This is a genomic window from Aeromicrobium sp. CFBP 8757 (assembly GCF_014841755.1).
Classification (GTDB): domain Bacteria; phylum Actinomycetota; class Actinomycetes; order Propionibacteriales; family Nocardioidaceae; genus Aeromicrobium.
Genome location: NZ_JACYUM010000005.1, coordinates 176241 through 198999 on the forward strand (window position 1 = coordinate 176241; position 22759 = coordinate 198999).

The 22759-nt window shown below is 70.6% G+C and carries 24 protein-coding genes and 1 riboswitch; of the genes, 15 read left to right on the forward strand and 9 right to left on the reverse strand.

Features of this window, described 5'->3' with window-relative positions; all coding sequences use genetic code 11:
• The first annotated feature begins 3 nt into the window (after nucleotides 1-3).
• Both IFT73_RS15025 and IFT73_RS15030 read left to right on the forward strand, forming a co-directional pair.
• On the forward strand, nucleotides 4-399 hold the full coding sequence (locus tag IFT73_RS15025) for a cytochrome c oxidase subunit 4 (RefSeq protein WP_192168330.1): 396 nt from the start codon (nucleotides 4-6) through the stop codon (nucleotides 397-399).
• A 94-nt stretch (nucleotides 400-493) separates the two neighbouring features.
• Nucleotides 494-1711 carry an Ig-like domain-containing protein gene (locus IFT73_RS15030; RefSeq protein ID WP_371811290.1) on the forward strand — a complete coding sequence of 406 codons (1218 nt, stop codon included), beginning with the start codon at nucleotides 494-496 and terminating at the stop codon, nucleotides 1709-1711.
• 313 nt (nucleotides 1712-2024) lie between these two features.
• Here the strand turns inward: IFT73_RS15030 and IFT73_RS15035 are convergent, their stop codons facing one another.
• From IFT73_RS15035 to IFT73_RS15050, 4 genes are all read right to left on the reverse strand, one after another.
• Nucleotides 2025-3731 (reverse strand): cytochrome bc complex cytochrome b subunit, encoded by a 1707-nt coding sequence (locus IFT73_RS15035; protein WP_192168331.1) that lies wholly within the window; start codon nucleotides 3729-3731, stop codon nucleotides 2025-2027.
• Nucleotides 3728-4777 (reverse strand): ubiquinol-cytochrome c reductase iron-sulfur subunit, encoded by a 1050-nt coding sequence (locus IFT73_RS15040; protein ID WP_056609388.1) that lies wholly within the window; start codon nucleotides 4775-4777, stop codon nucleotides 3728-3730. The genes IFT73_RS15035 and IFT73_RS15040 overlap by 4 nt, the downstream gene beginning before the upstream one ends.
• Nucleotides 4774-5601 (reverse strand): c-type cytochrome, encoded by an 828-nt coding sequence (locus tag IFT73_RS15045; RefSeq protein ID WP_056609387.1) that lies wholly within the window; start codon nucleotides 5599-5601, stop codon nucleotides 4774-4776. The genes IFT73_RS15040 and IFT73_RS15045 overlap by 4 nt, the downstream gene beginning before the upstream one ends.
• Nucleotides 5602-5695: 94 nt before the next feature.
• The gene (locus tag IFT73_RS15050) at nucleotides 5696-6265 is read right to left on the reverse strand and encodes a heme-copper oxidase subunit III (RefSeq protein WP_223148470.1); all 570 of its coding nucleotides are present in this window, start codon (nucleotides 6263-6265) and stop codon (nucleotides 5696-5698) included.
• Between the two features lie 93 nt (nucleotides 6266-6358).
• Between IFT73_RS15050 and IFT73_RS15055 the strand changes: the two genes are divergently transcribed.
• Both IFT73_RS15055 and trpD read left to right on the forward strand, forming a co-directional pair.
• Nucleotides 6359-6763, forward strand: coding sequence for a response regulator transcription factor (locus IFT73_RS15055; protein ID WP_056610571.1), 405 nt, complete (start codon nucleotides 6359-6361; stop codon nucleotides 6761-6763).
• Nucleotides 6764-6770: 7 nt separating this feature from the next.
• A complete protein-coding gene (trpD, locus tag IFT73_RS15060; RefSeq protein WP_192168334.1) occupies nucleotides 6771-7811 on the forward strand; it encodes an anthranilate phosphoribosyltransferase in 1041 nt (346 codons plus the stop codon).
• 158 nt (nucleotides 7812-7969) lie between these two features.
• On the opposite strand, the gene IFT73_RS15065 is transcribed toward trpD, so the two are convergent.
• Both IFT73_RS15065 and IFT73_RS15070 read right to left on the reverse strand, forming a co-directional pair.
• Complete coding sequence (locus IFT73_RS15065) at nucleotides 7970-8245, reverse strand: Lrp/AsnC family transcriptional regulator (RefSeq protein WP_056609381.1); 276 nt, start codon at nucleotides 8243-8245, stop codon at nucleotides 7970-7972.
• Between the two features lie 26 nt (nucleotides 8246-8271).
• Nucleotides 8272-9975: a DEDD exonuclease domain-containing protein gene (locus IFT73_RS15070; RefSeq protein ID WP_371811291.1), complete on the reverse strand. Its 1704-nt coding sequence runs from the start codon at nucleotides 9973-9975 to the stop codon at nucleotides 8272-8274.
• Between the two features lie 155 nt (nucleotides 9976-10130).
• On the opposite strand from IFT73_RS15070, the gene IFT73_RS15075 reads away from it, so the two are divergent.
• From IFT73_RS15075 to IFT73_RS15085, 3 genes are all read left to right on the forward strand, one after another.
• On the forward strand, nucleotides 10131-10379 hold the full coding sequence (locus IFT73_RS15075) for a hypothetical protein (protein WP_192168336.1): 249 nt from the start codon (nucleotides 10131-10133) through the stop codon (nucleotides 10377-10379).
• Nucleotides 10380-10487: 108 nt separating this feature from the next.
• Nucleotides 10488-10659: riboswitch (cyclic di-AMP (ydaO/yuaA leader) on the forward strand.
• A gap of 12 nt (nucleotides 10660-10671) precedes the next feature.
• A complete protein-coding gene (locus IFT73_RS15080) occupies nucleotides 10672-11685 on the forward strand; it encodes a C40 family peptidase (protein WP_197984277.1) in 1014 nt (337 codons plus the stop codon).
• Complete coding sequence (locus tag IFT73_RS15085) at nucleotides 11678-12928, forward strand: hypothetical protein (protein WP_192168337.1); 1251 nt, start codon at nucleotides 11678-11680, stop codon at nucleotides 12926-12928. Before IFT73_RS15080 ends, IFT73_RS15085 begins: the two co-directional genes overlap by 8 nt.
• On the opposite strand, the gene IFT73_RS15090 is transcribed toward IFT73_RS15085, so the two are convergent.
• Entirely contained in the window at nucleotides 12895-14634 is a 1740-nt protein-coding gene (locus IFT73_RS15090) for an AMP-binding protein (protein ID WP_192168338.1), read from the reverse strand. The two genes, IFT73_RS15085 and IFT73_RS15090, sit on opposite strands and share 34 nt — an antisense overlap.
• Before the next feature lie 111 nt (nucleotides 14635-14745).
• Here IFT73_RS15090 and IFT73_RS15095 point away from each other — a divergent pair, with 111 nt between their 5' ends.
• From IFT73_RS15095 to IFT73_RS15110, 4 genes are read left to right on the forward strand one after another with little or no spacing between them, the layout of a single operon-like run.
• Nucleotides 14746-15183, forward strand: coding sequence for an SRPBCC family protein (locus IFT73_RS15095; RefSeq protein ID WP_056609369.1), 438 nt, complete (start codon nucleotides 14746-14748; stop codon nucleotides 15181-15183).
• Nucleotides 15180-15527, forward strand: a complete 348-nt coding sequence (locus IFT73_RS15100; protein ID WP_192168339.1) for a hypothetical protein — start codon at nucleotides 15180-15182, stop codon at nucleotides 15525-15527. The genes IFT73_RS15095 and IFT73_RS15100 overlap by 4 nt, the downstream gene beginning before the upstream one ends.
• Complete coding sequence (locus IFT73_RS15105) at nucleotides 15524-16489, forward strand: ROK family glucokinase (protein ID WP_192168340.1); 966 nt, start codon at nucleotides 15524-15526, stop codon at nucleotides 16487-16489. Before IFT73_RS15100 ends, IFT73_RS15105 begins: the two co-directional genes overlap by 4 nt.
• On the forward strand, nucleotides 16489-17526 hold the full coding sequence (locus IFT73_RS15110) for an ROK family glucokinase (protein WP_192168341.1): 1038 nt from the start codon (nucleotides 16489-16491) through the stop codon (nucleotides 17524-17526). Before IFT73_RS15105 ends, IFT73_RS15110 begins: the two co-directional genes overlap by 1 nt.
• On the opposite strand, the gene IFT73_RS15115 is transcribed toward IFT73_RS15110, so the two are convergent.
• Together IFT73_RS15115 and IFT73_RS15120 are read right to left on the reverse strand one after the other, a co-directional pair.
• Nucleotides 17432-17818 carry a hypothetical protein gene (locus tag IFT73_RS15115; RefSeq protein ID WP_056609361.1) on the reverse strand — a complete coding sequence of 129 codons (387 nt, stop codon included), beginning with the start codon at nucleotides 17816-17818 and terminating at the stop codon, nucleotides 17432-17434. The genes IFT73_RS15110 and IFT73_RS15115 overlap by 95 nt on opposite strands.
• Entirely contained in the window at nucleotides 17815-18591 is a 777-nt protein-coding gene (locus IFT73_RS15120; protein WP_192168342.1) for a carboxylesterase, read from the reverse strand. The genes IFT73_RS15115 and IFT73_RS15120 overlap by 4 nt, the downstream gene beginning before the upstream one ends.
• A 105-nt stretch (nucleotides 18592-18696) precedes the next feature.
• Here IFT73_RS15120 and IFT73_RS15125 point away from each other — a divergent pair, with 105 nt between their 5' ends.
• From IFT73_RS15125 to IFT73_RS15140, 4 genes are all read left to right on the forward strand, one after another.
• Nucleotides 18697-19449, forward strand: a complete 753-nt coding sequence (locus tag IFT73_RS15125; RefSeq protein WP_056609359.1) for a 1-acyl-sn-glycerol-3-phosphate acyltransferase — start codon at nucleotides 18697-18699, stop codon at nucleotides 19447-19449.
• A gap of 163 nt (nucleotides 19450-19612) precedes the next feature.
• Nucleotides 19613-20641 (forward strand): 6-phosphofructokinase, encoded by a 1029-nt coding sequence (locus IFT73_RS15130; RefSeq protein WP_192168343.1) that lies wholly within the window; start codon nucleotides 19613-19615, stop codon nucleotides 20639-20641.
• Between the two features lie 18 nt (nucleotides 20642-20659).
• Nucleotides 20660-21136, forward strand: a complete 477-nt coding sequence (locus tag IFT73_RS15135; protein ID WP_192168344.1) for a DUF427 domain-containing protein — start codon at nucleotides 20660-20662, stop codon at nucleotides 21134-21136.
• Nucleotides 21137-21388: 252 nt separating this feature from the next.
• Complete coding sequence (locus tag IFT73_RS15140; protein ID WP_192168345.1) at nucleotides 21389-22723, forward strand: class II 3-deoxy-7-phosphoheptulonate synthase; 1335 nt, start codon at nucleotides 21389-21391, stop codon at nucleotides 22721-22723.
• Nucleotides 22724-22759: the final 36 nt, after the last annotated feature.

The following is a 22759-nucleotide window of genomic DNA, read 5'->3' on the forward strand; positions in this document are numbered from 1 at the left end:
GTCATGAAGGCTGAAACCTGGACCATCCTGTCGTGCGGAATCTTCTTCGCACTGATCGCTCCGGTCTACTGGGTCCTGACCAAGGACCCGACCGGTACGACCGCCCTGGTCATGACGACGCTGCTGTGCATCCTGCTGGGCTTCTACCTCGGTGTGGTCGCCAAGCAGATCCCCGATCGTCCCGAGGACCGGTCCGACGGCGAGATCGCCGACGGTGCGGGCGAGCAGGGCTTCTTCCCTCCCTACAGCTGGTGGCCGTTGTTCTGCGCCGCCGCGCTGGCCATCGTCGTGCTCGGCGTGGTCATCGGCTGGTGGCTGTTCATCATCGGCTGCACGATCGGAGCCGTGATGGTCTGCGGCTGGATCTTCGAGTACTACCGCGGCATCCACGCCCACTGATCGGCACCCGCACGAGCTGATCTCCAGAGCACCGACGACGTCCACCACGTCGTCGGTGCTCTGCTGTGTGGGGGGCGGCACGTAAACTGTCGGGGTGAAGCAGCTCCGTCTCCCCGTCGCGCTCGTGTGCGCCACGATGATCGCCGTGTCGTCCTGCTCGATCAAGGACGCCAAGGACGCCGTCACGCCTGACAGCACGCTCGACTCGCTGAGCCTCACGCCGAACGTCGCCGACGGCGCGAAGGACGTGAAGGTCAGCACCTACGTCAAGGTGCTCGCCGAGGACGGCACGGTCTCGTCCGCGAAGCTCGCGACCGCCGACGGCGCCACCGAGATCACCGGCCGCGTCACCGACTCCGGCTGGCGGGCCGACAGCCGGCTCGAGCCGGGAACGGCGTACCGCCTCACCGCCACGGGTCAGGGCGAGGACGGCGAGTCGCGCACCGTCACGAGCGCCTTCACGACGCAGGCGCTGTCGCTCGACCAGCAGACCTACCCGTCGGTCGCGCCGCTCGACGGCGAGACCGTCGGTGTCGGCATGCCGATCATCGTCACGTTCGACCTGCCGGTGCGCAAGCGCGCCCTGTACGAGAAGCACATGAAGGTGACGACCGACAACGGCACGACGGGCTCGTGGACGTGGTTCAGCGACAACGAGGCCCACTACCGGCCCGAGCAGTACTGGCCCGCCAACACCAAGGTCAACGTCCACCTGACCCTCAACAGCCTGCCGGCGGGCGAGGGGGTCTTCGGGCAGCAGGACCAGGACATCAACTTCCAGGTCGGCAAGAAGTCGGTCACGACGGTCGACGTCGGCAAGCACCAGCTGACCTACTCGGTCGACGACCAGAAGGTCCGCACGATCCCCGTCACGACGGGTGACGACGGCCACCGCACGCGCGCCGGCGTCAAGATCATCATGGAGAAGTTCTCCTCGGTCGACATGGACGCCGCGACGACGGGCGTCGACTCCGAGGACCCCGGCTACTACAACATCTCCGACGTCCGGTGGGCGATGCGCCTGACCAACTCGGGGGAGTTCATCCACGCCGCCCCGTGGTCGGTCGGCTCACAGGGGCGTGACAACGTCAGCCACGGCTGCACGGGCATGAGCACCGCCGACGCCAAGTGGCTGTACGACCGCTCGGTGCGCGGCGACGTCGTCGAGTACGTCGACAGCCCCCGTGCCCTCGAGGACCGCAACGGCTGGACCGACTGGAACGTCCCGTGGGCGACGTGGACCGCGGGCTCGGCCCTCCAGGCCGCGGCTGCGTCCGCAGCGCCTCCTGCAGCCGACGACGTCGTCGACTGACCCCACCCTGCACACTGCTCAGCCCCACCGTGGACGTCATCACGGTGGGGCTGTCGTCGGTACTGGCGTGATGACGTCCGCAGTGGGGCGTGGGGACGTCATCACGGTGGGGCTGTCGTAGGTACCGATGTGATGACGTCCGCAGCGGGGCGTGGGGACGTCATCACGGTGGGGCTGTTGTGGGTACCGATGTGATGACGTCCGCGACGGCCGCCGCGGGGGAGACGTGGCGGGGGAGCGGGGCGGGGGCCGCGAGAGAAGACGAAGCCCCCGTCAGCGTGGCTGACGGGGGCTGTCGGGGACGTGCAGGCGATCAGTGGACCCGGGGGACACCCGTCTCCGAGACGCCCTGGAACTCGTCGCCCAGCTCGACGGGGTGGCCGTCGATCTCACCGAGGTGCTCCTCGGCGTGCTGGACGTCCTCGGCCGTCGGCTTGTCGAGCGTGTCGCGGTAGTACAGCGCCTGCAGCTTGGCCCGCACCTTCTCCTTGCGGGAGTGGGGTGCGGCGACACCGTTCTCGTCCGTCTCGGCCGGAGCCTCGAGGACGGGTACGCGGTCGTGCGCCGTCAGCGTGTACTGCTGCGAGGCCGGCAGGGGAGCGTGGCGCTCCGAGAAGCCGCCGTCGGGCGACCGCTCGATGACACCGGTCTCGTAGCCGTGCAGGATGCGGTTGGCGTCCGCCCGCTGGAGGCCGATGCAGATCCGCTTGGTCACCATGAACGCGATGATCGGGAACACGAAGAAACCGACCCGGAAGATGTTCGTCAGCGTGTAGATGTCCATGTGGAACTTGGTGGCGATGATGTCGTTGCCACCGGCCGCCCAGGCGACGCCGTAGGCCGTCATGCCGGCCACGCCGAGGGCCGTGCGGACCGGGGCGTTGCGCGGACGCTGGAGCAGGTGGTGGTCACGCTTGTCGCCCGTGATCCACTGCTCGATGAACGGCCAGGCGCCGAGGATGACGAACAGACCGGTCAGGCCGCCGACACCCGGGATGAAGACGTTCCAGCTCCAGGTGTAGTTGAAGAACGTGCTCTCCCAGCCGGGCATGAGGCGCACGAGGCCCTCGGAGAAGCCCATGTACCAGTCGGGCTGCGAGCCGGCCGTGACCTCGGACGGGTTGTAGGGGCCGTAGACCCAGACCGGGTTGATCTGGAGCAGGGCACCCATCAGGGCCGTGAAGCCGAAGACGACGAAGAAGAATCCGCCGGCCTTGGCCGCGTAGACGGGGAGCATCGGGTAGCCGACGACGTTCTGCTCGGTGCGTCCCGGTCCAGGCCACTGCGTGTGCTTGTGGTAGACGAGCAGCAGCATGTGGGCGCCGATGAGACCCAGCAGGATCGCGGGGATCAGCAGGATGTGCGCCATGTAGAGGCGGGGGATGATCTCGTCGCCGGGGAACTCGCCACCGAAGATGAAGAACTCGAGGTACGAGCCGACCAGCGGGATCGAGCGGATCAGGCCGTCGACGAATCGCAGACCGGTTCCCGACAGCAGGTCGTCGGGCAGCGAGTAGCCCGCGAACCCCTCGACCAGGCCGAGCGAGAACAGCCCGACGCCGATGAGCCAGTTGATCTCACGCGGCTTGCGGTACGCGCCGGTGAAGAACACGCGCAGCATGTGGGCGATCATCGCGGCGATGAACAGCGCCGCGGCCCAGTGGTGGATCTGCCGGATCAGCAGACCGCCGCGGATGTCGAACGAGATGTCGAGCGTCGACTTGTACGCCTGCGACATCTCGAGCCCGTTGAACGGCAGGTAGGAGCCGTGGTACTCGACCTCGGTCATGCTGGGCTGGAACCAGAACGTCAGGAAGACGCCGGTCAGCAGCAGCACCACGAAGCTCCACAGGGCGATCTCGCCCAGCATGAACGACCAGTGCTCGGGGAAGACCTTGCGAAGGTTCTTCTTGGCCACCCCGGCGAGGCCGAGGCGGTCGTCCAGCCAGCCGACGGGGCCGGCTGCCTTCTTGCCCACGCCGGTGTCTTGGATCGGCGTGTACTGCTCTGTGGTGCTCATGACTTATTGTCCAACTTCTTCTGGTCACGCGCCAGTTCTGGATAGCTGGGCGCGATGATCTCGGGGAAGTCGCTCATGGCGATCAGGTAACCCTCCTCGTCGACACCCAGCGGGAGCTGGGGCAACGGACGGTGGGCGGGGCCGAAGATGACCTTGCCGTTGTCACCGAGGTCAAAGGTCGACTGGTGGCACGGGCACAGCAGGTGGTGCGTCTGCTGCTCCCACAGGCTGATCGGGCAGCCGACGTGGGTGCAGATCTTGGAGAAGCACAGGATGCCGTCGACGCCCCAGTTCTCGCGGCCCTTCGAGGCCGTGATGTCCTCCGGGCGCATGCGCACGACGATGATCGAGGCCTTCGACTTGACCTGCAGCAGCTCGGTGCCGTGCAGGACGGCCTCGCCGTCGGCGTCGGTCTCGTAGACGATCGCGGGCTGGCCGTTGACGAGCTGGCCGACCTGCATGTCGGACGGCTTGATCGGCGTGCCGGTGACGTCGTTGACCAGGCGCATGCCCTTCTTCCAGACCGTCTCGCGCTGGGAGTGGGGGAGCGGGCCGAGGTCGCGCAGCAGCACGACGGCCGGCAGGCCGAGCAGCGCCATCGAGCCGAGCAGGCTGTTGCGGATCATGGGGCGGCGGCCGAAGCCGGACTCCTCGATGCCCGCGTTGATGTCCTTCATGACCGCGACACGGTCCTCCTCGGACGATGCCGAGGGGTGACGCATCTCGACCATCTCGTGGTCGCCCATGAGCTTCTTGGCCCACTGGATGATGCCGACGCCGATCAGCAGCAGCCCGCCGCCCAGCGTCATGCCGAAGGCGAAGTTCTGGGCGGACCAGCCGAGGAACGTGGCGTCGATGTCGACGGCGAAGTAGGCGACGCAGAAGCCGAAGAACAGCAGCCCGGCGATGCGGAACATCCAGGCGATCTGACGCTCGGTGCGCTTGGCCTGCGACTCGTCGACGTCCTGCGGGCGGAACTGGTGCTCGGCGAGCCCCGGGTCCTTGATCGGCTCGGTGTCCGAGACCGGCTGCAGCTCGTCGCTCATGACTTCTTCTTCACTCTCGCTCCGTGGGCACCGATCCAGATCGATGCGATGATCAGGCCGCCGATGCCGATGATCCAGGTGAACATGCCGTCCACCACCGGACCGAGGCCGCCGCCGCCGAGACCGCCGTAGTTGGGCTGGTCCTGCACCTGCTTGACGTACGCGATGATGTTGCGCTTGTCCTCGGGCGTGATGACGTCGTCGGAGAAGACGGGCATCTGCTGGGGACCGGTGATCATGGCCTCGGCGATGTGCTTGGCGCTGACGCCCTTGATGGAGGGGGCGTACTTGCCGCCCGGCATGGCGCCGCCGGCGCCGACCGAGTTGTGGCACGCGGTGCAGTTGGCGCGGAACAGCTCGCCACCCTCGCGGATGTCGTCGACGTTGGCCTTGTCGATGTCGGTGTACTCACCGTCGGGGATGGCCGGCCCGGGGGCCAGCGAGGCGATGTACGCCGACAGCTGCCGGGTCTCCTCCTCGGTGTACTCCGGGTTCTTGGACGGAGCCTGCGGCGCGGTCTGCGCCAGCGGCATGCGTCCGGTGCCGACCTGGAAGTCGACCGAGGCGGCGCCCACGCCGATCAGGGACGGGCCGTAGTTGTTGCCGCGCTCGGTCTCGATGCCGGTGGCGTTCTTGCCGTGGCAGCTCGCACAACCGATCAGGAACAGGTCGCGTCCGGCTTCGACGTCGTTGGCCGTGACCTCCTGCGCCTCGGCGGGCTTGGGCGCGAACGCGTAGTACGCGCCGCCCGCGATGACGAGCCCCAGCAGGAGCACGACGAATCCGGCGAGTGGATGCCGACGTCTGGTGGACAGTTTCCGCACCGAGGACCTCATTCCTGGAAGTGATGCCAGAGTACCTTTCGGCACCCCGAAGTTTGTGACTCAGGCCAGCCTTAGCGGCAGGCCCGTGTGGTGGCTACTTGATGAGGTAGATCGTGGCGAACAGCCCGACCCACACGATGTCGACGAAGTGCCAGTAGTACGACACGACGATCGCGGAGATGGCCTGCTCGTGCGTGAACTTGCGCGCCGCGAACGTGCGGCCGATCACGAGCAGGAAGGCCAGCAGACCACCGATGACGTGGATGCCGTGGAAGCCCGTGGCGAGGTAGAAGAGGCTGCCGTAGGGCGAGCTGGGGATCGTGATGCCCTCGCGGACGAGCTCGGCGTACTCGGTCGCCTGGCCGCCGATGAAGATCGCGCCCATCAGGTACGTGAGGACGAACCACTCACGCATGCCCCAGAGGCTGATCTGGAAGAGCTTGCCGGAGCGACCGGCCTTGCCGCGCTCGGCGGCGAACACGCCGAACTGGCAGGTGACCGACGACAGCACGAGGATCGTGGTGTTCGCGGTCGCGAAGGGGACGTTCAGCACCTCCGTCTCCTGGGCCCACAGCTCGGGGGAGATGTTGCGGATCGTGAAGTACGCCGCGAACAGACCGGCGAAGAACATGAGCTCGCTGGAGAGCCAAACGATGGTCCCCACCGTCACCATGGAGGGACGGCCTTCCTGGCCGTGCAGGCGGGAAGCGGGAATCACGGAGGTAGTCGTCACTCGTTCATTATGTACGATCAACTCGTGAGCGCAGACAAGCCCCTACGTGTCCTGGTCTACAGCGACGATCGAGACGTCCGATCCGCTGTGCTGTCGGCGCTCGGAGCCCGCCCTCACCCCGATCTGCCGCCCTTCGAGTACGTCGAGTGCGCGACCGAGCCGGTCGTCCTGCAGCACCTCGACGGCGGCGGGATCGACCTGGTCGTCCTCGACGGCGAGGCCGTCCCGGTCGGCGGGCTCGGCATCGCCCGTCAGATCAAGGACGAGATCTTCCAGGCGCCCCCCGTGCTGGTGCTGACCGGACGTCCCCAGGACGCGTGGCTCGCGACGTGGTCGCGCGCCGAGGCCGCCGTCTCGCACCCCATCGAGCCCATCCGGCTCGCCGAGGCCGTCATCGCGCTGGCGCGCGGCGTCCTGCAGCCCGGCTGAGGTCGAGGTGCAGCCACAGACGTGGCCCGACGTCCTGACGACGCTCGTGGCCGGTCACGACCTCGACGCGTCCACGACCGTCTGGGCCATGGACCAGATCCTCGCCGGCGAGGCGACCGACTCGCAGATCGCCGGCTTCGCGGTCGCCCTGCGCTCCAAGGGCGAGACCGCCGAGGAGCTGCGTGGCCTGGCCGACGCGATGCTGGCCCGCGCGACCCGTCTCGACATCCCGGGTCGGTTCGTCGACATCGTCGGCACGGGCGGCGACCGGTCGCGGACCGTCAACATCTCGTCGATGTCGGCGGTCGTGGCGGCGGGTGCCGGCGTCGGCGTCGTCAAGCACGGCAACCGGGCGGCGTCGAGCTCGAGCGGCACGGCCGACGTCTTCGAGGTGCTCGGCATCCGGCTCGACGTGCCGGCGGCCCGCATCCCCGACGTCTTCGCCCGCAGCGGCATCACGTTCTGCTTCGCGCCGGTGTTCCACCCGTCGTTCCGGCACACGGCGGTCCCGCGCCGCGAGCTCGGCATCGCGACGCCGTTCAACTTCCTCGGCCCGCTGACCAACCCGGCGCAGCCGGCCGCCTCGGCGATCGGCTGCGCCGACCTGCGCATGTCGCCGCTGATGGCCGAGGTGCTGGCGGCGCGGGGTCACGACGCCTTCGTGTTCCGCGGCGACGACGGTCTCGACGAGATCACGATCACGACGACGACGCGGGTGTGGGAGGTCACGGGGGGCGCGGTCGTCGAGAGCGTCCTCGACCCCACCGACCTGGGCTTCGAGCTGGCTCCGCCGGCGAGCCTGGTCGGCGCCGACCCGGCGTTCAACGCCGACGTGTTCCGCCGGGTCGTCGGGGGTGAGGTGTCGCCGGTGCGCGACGCCGTCCTGCTCAACGCGGGTGCCGCGATCGCCGCGCACGAGGCGGGCAGCGGCACGCTGCACGAGCGGCTCGCAGCGGGCGTCGACCGTGCGCGCACGTCGATCGACTCCGGGGCGGCCGCCGAGACCCTCGCGCGGTGGGCCGCCGCGACCCAGGACCTCGCCACCTGATCCCCGACGAGTCACTCGCGCCCGGCGACGAGTCACTCGCGCCCGGCGACGAGTCACTCATGGATCGCCTGGAGTGACTCGCGGGTGGGCTTACGTGACTCGTCGGCGGGCTTACGTGACTCGTCGGCGGGCCTACGTGACTCGTCGGCGGGCTGGGGTCAGAGGCCGATGCTGAAGGCGTCCTCGAGGTCGTGCTGGCTGTGGGCGCGGTAGGCGATCTGCGTCTGCGTCGACACGATGCCGTCGACCTTGTTGAGCTGGTCGGCGACGACCGACGCGACGTCGTCGATCTGGCGGACCCGCACCATCGCGACGAGGTCGAGCTCGCCCGTGACGGAGTAGACCTCGCTGACGCCGTCGATCGCGGCGATGCTCTCGGCGATGTCGGACAGCCGCGAGACCTCGGCCTGGATGAAGACGATGGCGGTGATCATGCAGCGAGCCTACCGACGTCGCGGGCCTAGCCCGGTCGTTGCAGGTCGTGCCAGGCCGCGGTGGCCTGCTCGAACGGCGTGAGGTGGCGCGCGGCGCTCTCGAGCGGGACGTGCCAGGCTCCGCGCACCATGCGCAGGCCCGGGGTGTCGAGCCAGCGCAGGAGCGTCTCGGTCTCCTCGGCCGTGGCCGACGGGATCGGCCCGAAGCCGCCGACGACGGTCTCGGCGGTCGCGAGCAGCGCGTCGACCCACCCGGTCGGGTGCACGCCACGCGGCAGCACGCCGGCCGCGGCGAGCCGGCCGAAGCGGATGACGTGGATCTCGTAGCCGAGCGGGTGCGGCGCCGCCGCGACGAGCTCGTCGACGGCCGTGAGCTCGCGCAGCCGCTGCGTGCGCACGGCGGCCCGCAGGAAGGCCGTGAGCCGGTCGCGCCACACCGCGGCGTCCTCGAACCGCTCGGTGCGCGCCAGCTCGAGCATGTGCCGGCGGATCGAGGCGACCAGGGGAGCGGGGTCGCCCGTCATGGCCTGCCGCACTCGCTGCACCTCGGCGGCGTACTCGTCGGGATCGGCCGAACCGTCGCACGGCGAGAGGCAGTGGCCCATCTCGGCCAGGGCGCATGGGGACGTGCGCGACGCCTTGGCCAGCCGGGGCGTGCACTGGCGGATGCGGAACGAGTCGTGCAGGGCCGTCAGCGCGGCCTCCGCGGACGGACGCCCGCGGAACGGGCCGATGTAGTCGGCGTCGTCGTCGAGGATCGCCCGGACGATCGACAGCCGGGGCCACGGCTCGCGGGTCAGCTTGAGCCACGTGAGGCGGTCGGGGAAGCGGGAGCGGCGGTTGTAGGGCGGCCGGTGGCGGCCGATGAGCCGCAGCTCGCGGACGTTCGCCTCGAGGGCGGTGGCGCACACGATGCCCTCGATGCGCTGCGCCAGCATGACCATCTCACCCATGCGGGTGCGGGTCTCGGCCTTGGTGAAGTACGAGCGCGTGCGGGTGCGCAGGTTGCGTGACGTGCCGACGTAGAGGATGTCGTCGTTGGCGTCGCGGAACAGGTAGACGCCCGGTGCCTCGGGCAGGTGCTCGGCGAGGTGACGCTTGCGCCGCTGCTCGGGCTTGACCTTGGACGTGTAGGTCGACACCTCCTCGAGGGTCGTGACGCCCAGCGGCCCGAGCCGCTCGAACAGGGCGTGCAGGACGTCGACCGTCGCGCGGGCGTCGGACAGGGCGCGGTGGTTGGGCGTCGTGGTGGCCGAGAACGCCGCCGCGAGGGTCGAGAGCTTGCAGTTGGGCACCTCCTCGCGGCTCAGCACGCGGCGCGCCAGCACCGCGGTGTCGAGCGTCTCGAACCCGGGCCACGGGATCGCCAGCTCGCGGCTGAAGTGCTTGAGGAAGCCGACGTCGAAGGGCGCGTTGTGCGCGACCAGCACGGTGCCGCGCGCGAACTCGAGGAAGCTCGGCAGCACCTCGGCGATGCGCGGCGCGTGCACGACCATCTGGTTGGTGATGCCGGTCAGGACCGTGATGTAGGCCGGGATCGTCTCGTCGGGGTTGACGAGGGTCTGGAACTCGCCGAGCACCTCGCCGCCGCGGATCTTGACGGCACCGATCTCGGTGATCCTCGAGCCCTTCGCGGCCGACCCACCCGTCGTCTCGAGGTCGACGACACAGAACGTGACGTCGGCCAGATGGCGTCCCAGCTCGTCGAACGATCCCTGCACGGCTTCCACGCGGCACACGTTAGGCGCGGCCACCGACAGAGTGGGGGAGGCGTCGGCACCCGGCTCCCGCCGCCCCGGGACGGCGGACGTTTTTGTCCGGGGCGGCTCCTAGCGTCGTGGACGTCCCCGATCACCGGGGTCTTCCCCGCACCAGGAGGTCACGCATGACCAGCCACACCTCGCACGAGTCACACCCCACCGACTCGGTGGTCGTCGACTGCGACCGCTGCCTCGTCCGCAGCCCCGGCGCGTGCGGCGACTGCGTCGTCACGTTCCTGCTCGGCGCACCGCCGGCCGGCATCGAGATCGACGCCGAGGAGATGGCCGCCCTCGGGGTGCTGTCCGACGCCGGCCTGACGCCGCCCCTGCGCCTCGTCACCCCCGTCGCGGGCCCCGAGACGCAAGCCGGCTGAGCGCACCTGAACATCTCCTGACAACCGGCCGGGCGAGTTGTCCCGGCCCCTGGCTCGGCCTACAGTGAGACCTTGCGCGTCCGGTGAACACCGCCCTCCAGGTCGGTGTCGGACGCGCCGTCGAGTCGTCGCAGCCATGGGGAAGATGTCTGGGACGAACCGGGGAACCACGCACGTGGGGTGAATCGCCGTGCACGCACCTGACCGGTGCGCACACGGCGTAGGGCAATCCGAGGCCCGAACCCGTCAGCTCACCCGGTAGACGTCGAGGATGCGGGAGACCCACGCACACATGGCACACGCCCTGAACCAGCCCAGCACGACCCAGACCACCCCCCACCGCCGCCGCACGGTGCGGCGTCGCGTGCTCGCGATGACCGCGAGCCTTGCCCTGGCCGGTGCGGTGCTGGCGCTCCCGTCGGCGCAGGCCGCGCCCAAGGTCACCGTCAAGGACGTCGAGGCCGCCTTCAGCCAGGTCGAGGCCGCCAACGAGCAGGTCAACCAGCTCGGCGAGCAGATCAAGCAGACGCAGTCCGAGATCGACGACATCTCCGCCGACATCTCCCGCGGCATGGCCACCTACACGGCCCAGAAGGACGAGCTCAGCGGCGCCATCGTCCAGCAGCAGCTCGACGCCCCGCTCGGGCCCACCGCCAACCTGCTCAGCAGCGACGACCCCGACCAGTTCCTGGCCGGTCTGGGTGCCGTCCGTGCCCTCAACAACACCCGTGCCGACGCGCTCGAGCAGTTCGGCCGCACCAGCAAGCAGCTCAAGAACCGTCGGGCTCAGCTCAAGGACCGCCGGGCCGACCTGACCGCCGCGTCGAAGGACGCCGAGGCCCAGCGGGCCGACGTCCGCGCCAAGTACGAGGCCGCCAAGGCCGAGCTCGCCCGCCTGACGGCCGCCGAGCAGGCGTCGTTCAACCAGAGCAACACCGACGTGGACGTGTCGACCGCCGACGCGAAGGGCCGGGCGAAGAAGGCCCTCGACTTCGCGCTCGCCCAGATCGGCGACCCGTACGTCTACGGCGGCACGGGCCCCAACAGCTGGGACTGCTCGGGCCTGGTCATGAAGTCGTGGGCCGCCGCCGGCGTCTCGATCCCGCGCGTCGTCGGCCCGCAGATCGCCGCCGGCACCTCGGTGTCGATGAGCGAGCTGCAGCCCGGCGACATCGTGGCCTACGGCGACATGTCGCACGACGGCCTCTACCTGGGCAACGGCCGGGTCGTCCACGCCCCGCGCCCCGGCAAGAGCGTCGAGATCACCGGCCTGAGCGGCTTCACGCGCGCGGCGCGGGTTGGCTGAGCCGCGCCTGCGGCCGTCGCCCAACGTGGCGGCGGTCCTCGTGCTGGCCGTCGTGGCCGCCGTGCTCCTGGCGTGGCAGCAGCCGTGGCGTGCCGACGCCCCGGCCGACGACCCCGTCGCGATCCCGCGGGACGCCTCGTCGCGGCTGACGTCACAGCTGCGCGACCTCTCGGGCGCCGCCTCGGAGCAGGACTTCGTCACGGCGGCGGGCGACCTGCCGGCCGGCCGCGAGTTCGCCCGGCGCACGTGGCGGTCGATGCAGGTCGTCGCCGCGCCGGGCACGACGTTCCGCTACGTCAGCGGGGGTGAGGTCGCCGACCGCACGGACGGCTCGGCCACCGCGACCGTCGAGGTCGCGTGGAAGGCCTCGCAGGCATCGGGCCTCGACCCGGCCGTGACGCACCGGTCGACCGTCGAGCTGCGCGTCGCACCGCAGCGCGACGGAGCGCTGTCGATCGTCGGCCGGGGGCGGGCGACCTCGAGCGTGCCGGTCTGGCTGCTGGGCGACGTCACGCTCGACACGGGTGGGGGGCGCACCGTGCTGCGGATCGACGGTGGTGACGACTCGCTGCCGGTCGACGACATGGTGACCCGCGCCCGCGACGTCGTCGAGCGCACGGTGCCGGGCGTCGGGGGAGACCTGACGATCATCTCGCCCCGCACGCAGGCGCAGATGGCCGCGGTCGTCGGACAGGACGAGGACGCCGTGGCGCAGATCGCCGCGGTCACGACCGGTGTCGACGGCGACACCTCGGCCGCCGACGCCGTCGTCGTCCTCAACCCGGCGGTGTTCGCGACGATGGACCGGCGCGCCGCGCAGATCGTCCTGACGCACGAGGCGACGCACGTGCTGACGTCGGCGGTCGGCACGACGGCCGTCAACTGGGTCGTCGAGGGATTCGCCGACTACGTCGCGCTGCAGGACGACACCGCGCCGCTGTCGGTCAGCGCGGGCCAGGTGCTGACCCGCGTGCGCGCGGGCATCGTCCCGGAGGCGCTGCCGTCCGACACCGACTTCGGCTCGACGCAGCACGGTCTCGGCGCCGTGTACGAGTCGGCCTGGATGATCTTCCGGATGCTCGGCGAGCAGCACCCGCAGAAGGACGTCGTCGCGTTCTACCGCGACGTGCTGGGCGGCGAGCCCGTCGAGCGTGCCCTGCGATCGTCGTTCGGCCTGACGGTCGACGAGCTGACCGCCGACTGGCGGGCCTACCTGACGAAGAGCGCCTCGACGGTGTCGTGAAGGTCGCGGAGGACGGCATTGCGCTTGACCTTGAACGACGGGGTCAGGTAGCCGTTCTCCTCGGTCCAGTCCTCGCGCAGGATCTCGAACTTGCGGATCGACTCGGCCTGCGACACCTGCGAGTTGGCGTCGTCGACGGCCTTCTGGACGGCGGACAGCAGCTCGGGGTCGTCGAGGCGTCCCGTCCAGGCCTCCTCGTCGATCGTCACGAGGGCCGCGATGAACGGCTTGCCGTCGCCGACCACGAGGCACTGGCTGACGAGGGGGTGCGCCCGGACCCGGTCCTCGAGGACGGCGGGGGCGACGTTCTTGCCGCCCGCCGTCACGATGATCTCCTTCTTGCGTCCGGTGATGCGCACGAAGCCGTCGGCGTCGACCTCGCCGAGGTCGCCCGTCGCGAACCAGCCGTCGGCGTCGAGGGCCTCGGCGCTGGCCTCGTCGTTGTGCCAGTAGCCGTGGAAGACCTGCGGGCCGCGGAAGCTGAGCTCGCCGTCGTCGCCCGCGCGCACCTCGGTGCCCGGCAGGGGCCGCCCGACGGTGCCGATGCGCTGGTCGTCCGGGGTGTTGACGCACAGGGCGGCGGTGGTCTCGGTGAGGCCGTAGCCCTCGAGGACCGTCACGCCGATGCCGCGGTAGAAGTGCGCGAGCCGGTCGCCCAGCGGTGCGCCTCCGGAGATGGCCCACGCCGCCTCGCCGCCCAGCGCGTCGCGGAGCTTGCCGTAGACGAGACGGTCGAACAGCGCGTGGCGGGCCCGGAGCGCGAGGCCCGGTCGGCCGTCGTCCAGGGCACGGCTGTAGCCGATCGCCGTCTGCACGGCGCGGTCGAAGATCTTGCCCTTGCCGTCGGCGTAGGCCTTGCCGCTGGCCGAGTTGAACACCTTCTCGAAGACCCGCGGCACCGCGAGGACGAAGGTCGGGTGGAACGTGCCGAGGTGCGTGACGAGTTCCTTGACGTCGGCGGTGTGGCCCAGCCGGGCTCCCGATCGGATCGCACCCACCTGGATGACCCGCGCGAACACGTGCGCGAGCGGCAGGAAGAGCAGCGTCGACGCGCCCTCGGCCGTGAACAGGTCGTTGAGCTGCTCCGTGGCAGCCTCGAGCTCGTACCGGAAGTTGCCGTGCGTGAGCCGGCAGCCCTTGGGCCGTCCCGTCGTGCCGGACGTGTAGATCAGGGTCGCCAGCGTGTCGCTGGTCAGCGCGGCACGTCGCTGCTCGAGGTCGTCGTCGGAGACGTCGGCACCCGCCGCGCGCAGGTCGTCGAGCCCGCCGGTCTCGATCGTCCAGACGTGCCCGAGCGACGGGGCGTCGGCGCGGGCCTCCTCGACCTTCGACAGGTGGCCGTCGTTCTCGACGATCGCCGCGACGGCGCCGGAGTCGGACAGGATCCAGGCGATCTGGGCCGCCGACGACGTCTCGTAGATCGGCACGGTCGCGGCGCCGGTCCACCAGATGGCGTAGTCGGCGACGGTCCACTCGTACCGCGTCTTCGACAGCAGGACGACGCGGTCTCCCGCGGCGACACCCGCCCCGACCAGGCCCTTGGCCACGGCGACGACGTCGCGGTGGAACTCGGCCAGCGTGACGTCGGTCCAGGACTCGCCGTCCTCGCCGGCCCGGGCGAGGGCGATGTCGTCCGCGTGCGCGGGCAGACGGTCGAGGATGTCGTCGCTGAGGTTGCCCAGGGAGGGCGTCGGGTGCTCGGTCACGTACGGAACGCTACTCGCCCGCGGCGCGCGTCGGAGGGGAGCCCACGGCCTGCGAGGGCCGTCGAGCCACTAGCATGGTGGCTCACACTGGCAGCGGCACGAGGAGGGGTGATGGCGCGGACCACGAGCGACATCGTCATCGATGCACCGGCCGACGAGATCATGGACGTCATCGCCGACTTCGGTGCCTACCCCTCGTGGGCCACGGGCATGAAGACGGCCGACGTCGTGTCGACGAGTGCCGACGGGCGCGCCGAGCAGGTGCACTTCGTCCTCGACGCCACCCCGATCCGCGACGAGTACGACCTGGGCTACGTCTGGGACGGCGACCGCACCGTGTCGTGGAGCCTCGTCGAGCCCGGCTCGATGCTCAAGTCGATGGACGGCGCCTACACGCTCGAGCCGGTCGGTGACGCCTCGACGCGTGTCACGTACCAGCTCGCGGTCGACGTCTCGATCCCGCTGCTGGGCATGCTCAAGCGCAAGGCCGAGAAGGTCATCATCGACACCGCTCTCAAGGGGTTGAAGAAACAGGTCGAGGCCCGGTGAACGAGCCGGACGCGGCCGCACCCGACGTCGACACCCCCTCGACGCCCCACGACCCCGAGCCCGTCGGCTCCGTCGCGCAGGAGGCGTTCAAGCTGTTCCGCGCCGTCGCGACGCCCTCGGCCGCGCAGGGGGTGGGCGCCGACGACGGCGCCGACGAGGTGCGGACCGGCCATCCCGCAGGCCACGAGTGCACGACGACGTGGTGCCCCGTGTGCCAGGTCGTCGGGTTCGTGCGCGACAACCCCGACGCCATCGCGTCGGTGACGCGATCGGCGACCGACCTGGCGCGCTCACTGCGCGACCTCGTCGACGCCGCTCTCGCCCCGGAGGAGAAGAAGCAGTGAACCTGTCCATCGGCGTCGACATCGGCGGCACCAAGATCGCGGCGGGCCTCGTGTCCGAGGCCGGCGACATCCTCGACTCGGTCGCCGAGCCCACGCCCGACGACGCGACGAAGATCCCCGCCGTCGTGGCCGACCTGGTCGACCGCCTCACCGGCGACGAGAAGGCGTCCGGCATCGGCATCGGTGCCGCCGGCTTCGTCGGCGAGGACCGCTCGACGGTGCGCTTCGCGCCCAACATCGACTGGCGCGAGGAGCCCCTCGGCGCGGAGGTGGCCGCGTTGGTCGACCTGCCCGTCGTCGTCGAGAACGACGCCAATGCCGCGGCGTGGGGCGAGTTCCGGTTCGGTGCCGGCGAGGACACCGACGACCTCCTGCTGATCACGGTCGGCACCGGCATCGGTGGCGGCATCGTGCACCGTGGCCGCCTGTTCCGTGGCGGGTTCGGCGTCGCCGCCGAGATCGGCCACATGCGCATCGTCCCCGACGGCATCCTGTGCGGTTGCGGCCAGCGCGGCTGCTACGAGCAGTACGGCAGCGGCAGCGCCCTGGTGCGCGACGCCCGCGAACGCGTCACGAACCGCGACCCCGGGTCCGAGGCGCTCACGGCCCTGGCCGACGGTGATCTCGCGCGCATCACGGGTCCGGCCGTCACGAGGCTCGCGCAGGACGGCGACCCGATGTCGGTCGACCTCCTGGCAGACCTCGGACGCTGGATCGGCGAGGGGGCGGCCGTGCTGGCCACCGTGCTCGACCCCAGCGTCATCGCGATCGGCGGAGGTGTCGGCGCGGCGGGCGACCTGCTCATGACCCACCTCGTCGAGGCGTTCGAGACGCACCTGCCGGCCCGCGCCCACCGGCCGCAGGCGGCCCTGCGCCTGGCCGCGCTCGGCAACGAGGCGGGCATCATCGGCGCTGCGGACCTGGCACGCACCGAACCGACGACGTCGACGAGGAGGGCCTGATGGCCGACAAGCTGGCCGTGGGCATCGACATCGGCGGCACCAAGATCGCCGCCGGCGTCGTCGACGAGGACGGTCACGTCCTGGCCCGCCTCAAGCGCGAGACCCCGACGACCGACCCCCTCGAGGTGATCGACGCGATCGCCTCGATCACCGAGGAGTTCCGTCGCGAGCACCACATCCGGGCGATCGGCGTCGGCGCGGCGGGCTTCGTCGACGCGACGCAGTCGACCGTGCTGTTCGCGCCGCACCTGGCGTGGCGCCACGAGCCGCTGCGCGACTCGGTGGCCCGCCGGACGGGTCTGCCGGTCCTGGTCGACAACGACGCCAACGCCGCGGGATGGGCCGAGTGGCGCTTCGGCGCGGCGCAGAACGAGGCCGACCTGGTGCTGATCACCCTCGGCACGGGCATCGGAGGCGCGATCGTCATCGACGGCCAGCCGTATCGCGGACAGTTCGGCATCGCCGGCGAGTTCGGCCACATGCAGGTCGTCCCGAACGGCAACCAGTGCGAGTGCGGCAACCAGGGCTGCTGGGAGCAGTACGCCAGCGGACGCGTCCTGACCCGTCGGGCCCGTGCCGCGGCGACCGACGGCACCGAGCTCGGCAAGCTCATGCTCGCCGACGCCGGTGGAACCGTCGAGCGCATCGAGGGGCACCTCGTGACGGCGCACGCCAAGACCGGCAACGAGGAGGCCGTCGAGTGGATCGCCGACGTCGGCGACTGGCTCGGCGTCGGCATCGCCAACCTGGCGGCGGCGCTCGATCCCGGCATGTTCGTGATCGGCGGCGGCGTGAGCGACGCCAAGGACCTGCTGATCGGCCCGGCCCGCGCGGCGTTCTCCCGCACGCTGACGGGCCGCGGCTACCGCGCCGAGGCCCGGATCGTCCGCGCGCACCTCGGGCCCGAGGCGGGCCTGATCGGTGCCGCCGACATGGCTCGCATCACAGCACGGCGCCGTCGTCCGGCCAGTCCCGGCGCGAGGGCCCGTGTTCGGGCAGCTGCAAGAACAGGTAGATCGCCGAAGCCACGAAGGTGAGTGCGGCGCCCGCGACGATCGGACGGTCGAGGAAGACGTGGGCGACGGTCGCGAGCACCAGCAGCATCGGCGCGCCGATGACGCCGGCCCACGCGAGCACGATGCCCCGACGACGGGGCACGATCGGTCGGGCGTCGACGTGCCGATAGAACTGCTCGTCCTCGGCCGGCTCGACGGGAGCCGCCTGCGGGGGAGACGGCGGGCTCGGAGGGTCGGCGACCGGCTCGTCGGCGAACGACAGGTCGAGGTCGAGCCCCTCGACGATGCGGTCGAACTCGTCGCGCTCGGTCATGCGTCCTCCCGGTCGGGCGATGAGGGCAGGTGCTCGGCGACGAAGGCGTCGGTGCGGCCGAAGATCAGCTCGGCGTCGTGGTCGAGCGTCGCGACGTGGAAGCTGTCGTGCAGGGTGACCAGCTCGGCGACGTCCGACGAGACGCCCTCGAGGATGATCGACTGCGAGGTCTCGTCGACGACGTGGTCGTCGGCGGAGCGGAACATCAGCAGCGGCTGCGTCACCGACGGCAGCGCGGCACGCACCTGCCTCCACATCGTCACCTGCGACGCGAGTGCCTTCAGGGGTGTGCGGTCGTAGCCGATCTCGTCCTGGCCCGGCTTCTTGATGTCGTTGCCGATGCCCGGCATCGAGGGGACGACCCACTGCAGCAGCGGGACGAGCTTGATGTCGAGACGCTTGACGTTGACGGCGGGATTGACCAGCACCACGGCGTCGACGTCGCCGGGCCGCTGCTCGGCGAGCCGCAGGGCGAGGCAACCGCCCATCGAGAGGCCCGCCACGACGACGGTGTCGCAGTGCGACCGCAGCTCGGTCAGCGCCGTGTCGAGCTCGCCGTACCAGTCGTCCCACCGGGTGCGGTTCATGTCCTGCCACGTCGTGCCGTGACCCGGCAGGCGCGGCACGCGGACGGAGTGCCCCTGCGCTGCGAGGTGCCGGGCCCACGGCGTCATCGAGGCGGGGGAGCCCGTGAACCCGTGGCTCAGCAGGAAGCCGACGCGGCCGCCCTCGGCGGCGAAGGGCTCGGTGCCGGCCCGGGGTGCTGACGTCATGCGTCCATCATCCCCCATGGGAGGGCGTCCGACCCCGTGGTCGGTCACGTCGTCTCCCGCGCTTCGTCCTGCGCGGGGCGAGCCGGACGGAGTAGTGTCCTGTCCGTGTTCTATTGGTTCCTCAAGTTCCTCGCGCTGGGTCCGTTGCTCAAGCTGATCTTCAGGCCGTGGGCGCAGGGCACCGAGAACGTCCCGCGCGAGGGCGCGGTCATCCTGGCGAGCAACCACCTGTCGTACAGCGACTGGCTGTTCATGCCGCTCGTGATCCCGCGGCGCGTCACGTTCGTCGCGAAGGCCGAGTACTTCGAGGGGTCGGGCGTCAAGGGCTGGCTGCAGAAGACCTTCTTCTCCGGCGCCGGGCAGGTGCCGATCGACCGCAGCAGCGGTTCGGCGGCGGCCGGCGCGATCAAGACCCAGCTGCGGCTGCTCGCCGACGGCGAGGTGTGCGGCATCTACCCCGAGGGCACCCGGTCGCACGACGGCAAGCTCTACCGCGGGCGCACGGGGGTCGCGCGCCTCGCGCTCGAAGCCGGTGTGCCGGTCATCCCGCTCGCGGTCATTGGCACCGACGTCGTCGCGCCTCCCGGCAAGATCTTCGGCTCGTTCGCGCGCCCCGGCGTCCGGTTCGGCGCCCCGCTCGACTTCAGCCGGTACGAGGGCATGGAGGACGACCGCTACATCCTGCGGGCCATCACCGACGAGATCATGTACGAGATCATGCGGCTGTCGGGCCAGGAGTACGTCGACCTCTACGCGCAGGAGGCCAAGAAGCGGGACCAGGCCCGTGAGAAGGAGGCCGCTGCGGCCGCCGCGGCCGCCGAGTCCGACGAGGTCTGGGAAGAGATCAAGCCGGTCTGACGAGAGCGAGCGCAGCGAGCGATCGAGCCGGATGGGGCCAGACCCCTCGCCTCGCTGGCGCGCGCTGCAAGCGGCCTCCTGGGGCGAAGGACGCACGAGCCGCGGACGGCTTCCCGACCGGAGGGGCGCTAGTGTCGTAGGTCACACGTCCTGAGGAGCTCGAATGCGCGTCGGCATGCTCACCGGGGGAGGCGACTGCCCCGGTCTCAACGCGGTCATCCGGGCGGCGGTCCGCAAGGGTGTCCAGCAGTACGGCCACGAGTTCGTGGGGTTCCGCGACGGCTGGCGGGGGCCGCTCGAGGACGACGTCATGACGCTCGGCGTCGACGAGGTGCGCGGCATCCTGCCGCGCGGCGGCACGATCCTCGGCTCGTCGCGCACCAATCCGTTCGCGGTCGAGGGTGGCGTCCAGCGCATCCGCGACACGCTGGAGCGTCACGGCTGCGACGCGCTCATCGCGATCGGCGGCGAGGACACGCTCGGCGTCGCGAGCCGGCTCGCCGACCTCGGCGTCCAGGTCGTCGGCGTGCCCAAGACGATCGACAACGACCTGTCCGGCACCGACTTCACCTTCGGCTTCGACACCGCGGTCAACATCGCGACCGAGGCGATCGACCGGCTCCACACGACGGCCGAGTCGCACCACCGGGTGCTGGTCGTCGAGGTCATGGGACGCCACGCGGGCTGGATCGCCCTGCACAGCGGACTGGCCGGCGGGGCCAACATCATCCTGATCCCCGAGCGTCCGTTCGACATCGACCGCGTGTGCGCGCAGGTCGAGAGCCGGTTCGCGACGCACTACGCGCCGATCATCGTGGTGTCCGAGGGCGCCGTGCCGGCCGAGGGCGGCGACATGTCCCTCGTCAGTGGCGAGAAGGACGCCTTCGGGCACGTCCGGCTGGGCGGCATCGGCGACCGCCTCGCGTCCGAGATCGAGCACCGCACCGGCAAGGAGGCGCGTGCCGTCGTGCTGGGGCACGTGCAGCGCGGCGGTTCGCCCACGGCCTTCGACCGGTGGCTCGCGACACGGTTCGGGCTGCACGCCGTCACGGCGGTCCACGAGGGCGACTTCGGCACGATGATGGCGCTGCGGGGCACCGAGATCGCCCGGGTGCCGCTGTCGGAGGGCACCGAGACGCTCAAGACCGTCCGCGACGACCTGTACGAGGAGGCCGAGGTGTTCTTCGGCTAGTCGGCGTAGCCTCGTGACATGAGCTCCCGTCCCGTCGAGAACGTGTGGGACTACCCGCGCCCGCCGTCGATCGAACCCAGCGACGAGCACCTCGTCGTGACCCTGGGAGGGTTGACGATCGCCGACACGTCGGCCTCGTACCGGATCTGCGAGACCAGCCACCCGCCGACGTACTACCTGCCGATCGACTCGTTCGCCGACGGCGTGCTGCGCCGGATCGACGGGTCGACGTGGTGCGAGTGGAAGGGCGCGGCCTCGTACTTCGACGTCGTCACGCCCGAGCGCACGATCCGCGCCGGCGCGTGGACGTACGAGTCGCCCACCGACGGCTACCGCGACCTGGTCGGCCACGTCGCGATCTATCCCGGCAAGGTCGACTCGTGCTCGATCGACGGCGAGACCGTGCAGGCGCAGGAGGGTGACTTCTACGGCGGCTGGATCACGTCGCGCGTGACGGGCCCGTTCAAGGGCGCCCCGGGCACGCTCGGCTGGTAGGCGCGGCGGCTCGGCGCGGTTTCCCAGCTCCACCTCGGAAGCTTCCGGTGCGCACCACGGAAACCGGCACCCCACCCCGGTTGCGAACAGGGTGGGGTGGTGGATTCCCCCGTGGACCCCGCGATCAGCGAGGACGCGCACGATTCCCGGGTCCACCTGGGAATCCGCGGTGGGGACGACCGAGGTGCGGGAGGCTCGTCCACCGCCGGACGGCGGGGTCGGGGCACGGCTCGGCACGGGTAGAATTCTGGCGTGAGCATCCCCAGCCTTGACGACCTCCACGCGATCGGCGCCGCCCAGCAGCCCACGTACGTCGACCAGACCGCCCGCGACGCCGCGGTGCAGACGCTGCGCAGGATGCCGCCCCTGGTGTTCGCCGGCGAGTGCGACGCGCTGCGCGACCGGCTCGCCGAGGTCGCCCGGGGCGAGGCGTTCCTGCTGCAGGGCGGTGACTGCGCCGAGACGTTCGAGGGCGTCACGGCCGAGAACGTCCGCAACAAGCTGCGGGTCCTGCTGTCGATGGCGGTCGTGCTGACGTACGCCGCCAGCGTCCCGGTCGTGAAGGTCGGCCGCCTGGCCGGCCAGTACGCCAAGCCGCGCTCCAGCGACACCGAGACCCGCGACGGCGTGACGCTGCCCGCCTACCGCGGCGACGCCGTCAACGGCTTCGACTTCACCCCCGAGTCGCGTGCGCACGACCCCCAGCGGCTCGTCGACGTCTACAACGCGTCGGCCGCGACCCTCAACCTGGCCCGTGCCTTCACGACCGGCGGCTACGCCGACCTGCGTCAGATGCACGCGTGGAACACCGACTTCGTCAAGAGCAGCCCCGTCGGCGAGCGCTACGAGCGCATCGGCGCCGAGATCGACCGCGCCCTCGCGTTCATGGACGCGATCGGGGTCGACCCCGACGAGTTCCACACCGTCGACTTCTTCTCGTCGCACGAGGCGCTGATCCTCGAGTACGAGCACGCCCTGACGCGCATCGACTCGCGCACCGAGCAGCCGTACGACGTCTCGAGCCACTTCGTGTGGATCGGCGAGCGCACCCGCCAGCTCGACGGCGCGCACGTCGAGCTGCTGAGCCGCATCGCCAACCCCATCGGGGTCAAGCTCGGCCCCACCACGACCGCCGACGACGCGATCGCGCTGTACGAGAAGCTCAACCCCGAGCGCGTGCCGGGCAAGGTCAGCTTCATCACCCGCTTCGGCGCCAAGAAGATCCGTGACGGCCTGCCGAACCTGGTCGAGAAGGTCACCGCCGCCGGCATCGAGGTCGCGTGGATCTGCGACCCGATGCACGGCAACACCTTCGAGACGTCCAACGGCTACAAGACCCGCGAGTTCGACGACGTCATCGACGAGGTGCGCGGCTTCTTCGAGGTGCACCGCTCGCTCGGCACGTGGCCCGGTGGCGTCCACGTCGAGCTCACGGGCGACGACGTCACCGAGTGCGTCGGTGGCGGGTCGCGGCTCTCCGCCGAGGACCTGACGCACCGCTACGAGACGCTGTGCGACCCCCGCCTCAACCGGGCGCAGTCGCTCGAGCTGGCGTTCCTCGTCGCCGAGATGCTCGCGGGACGCTGACGCGCGGGCGCCCGGGCCACGGCCCGGGCGCGCTCC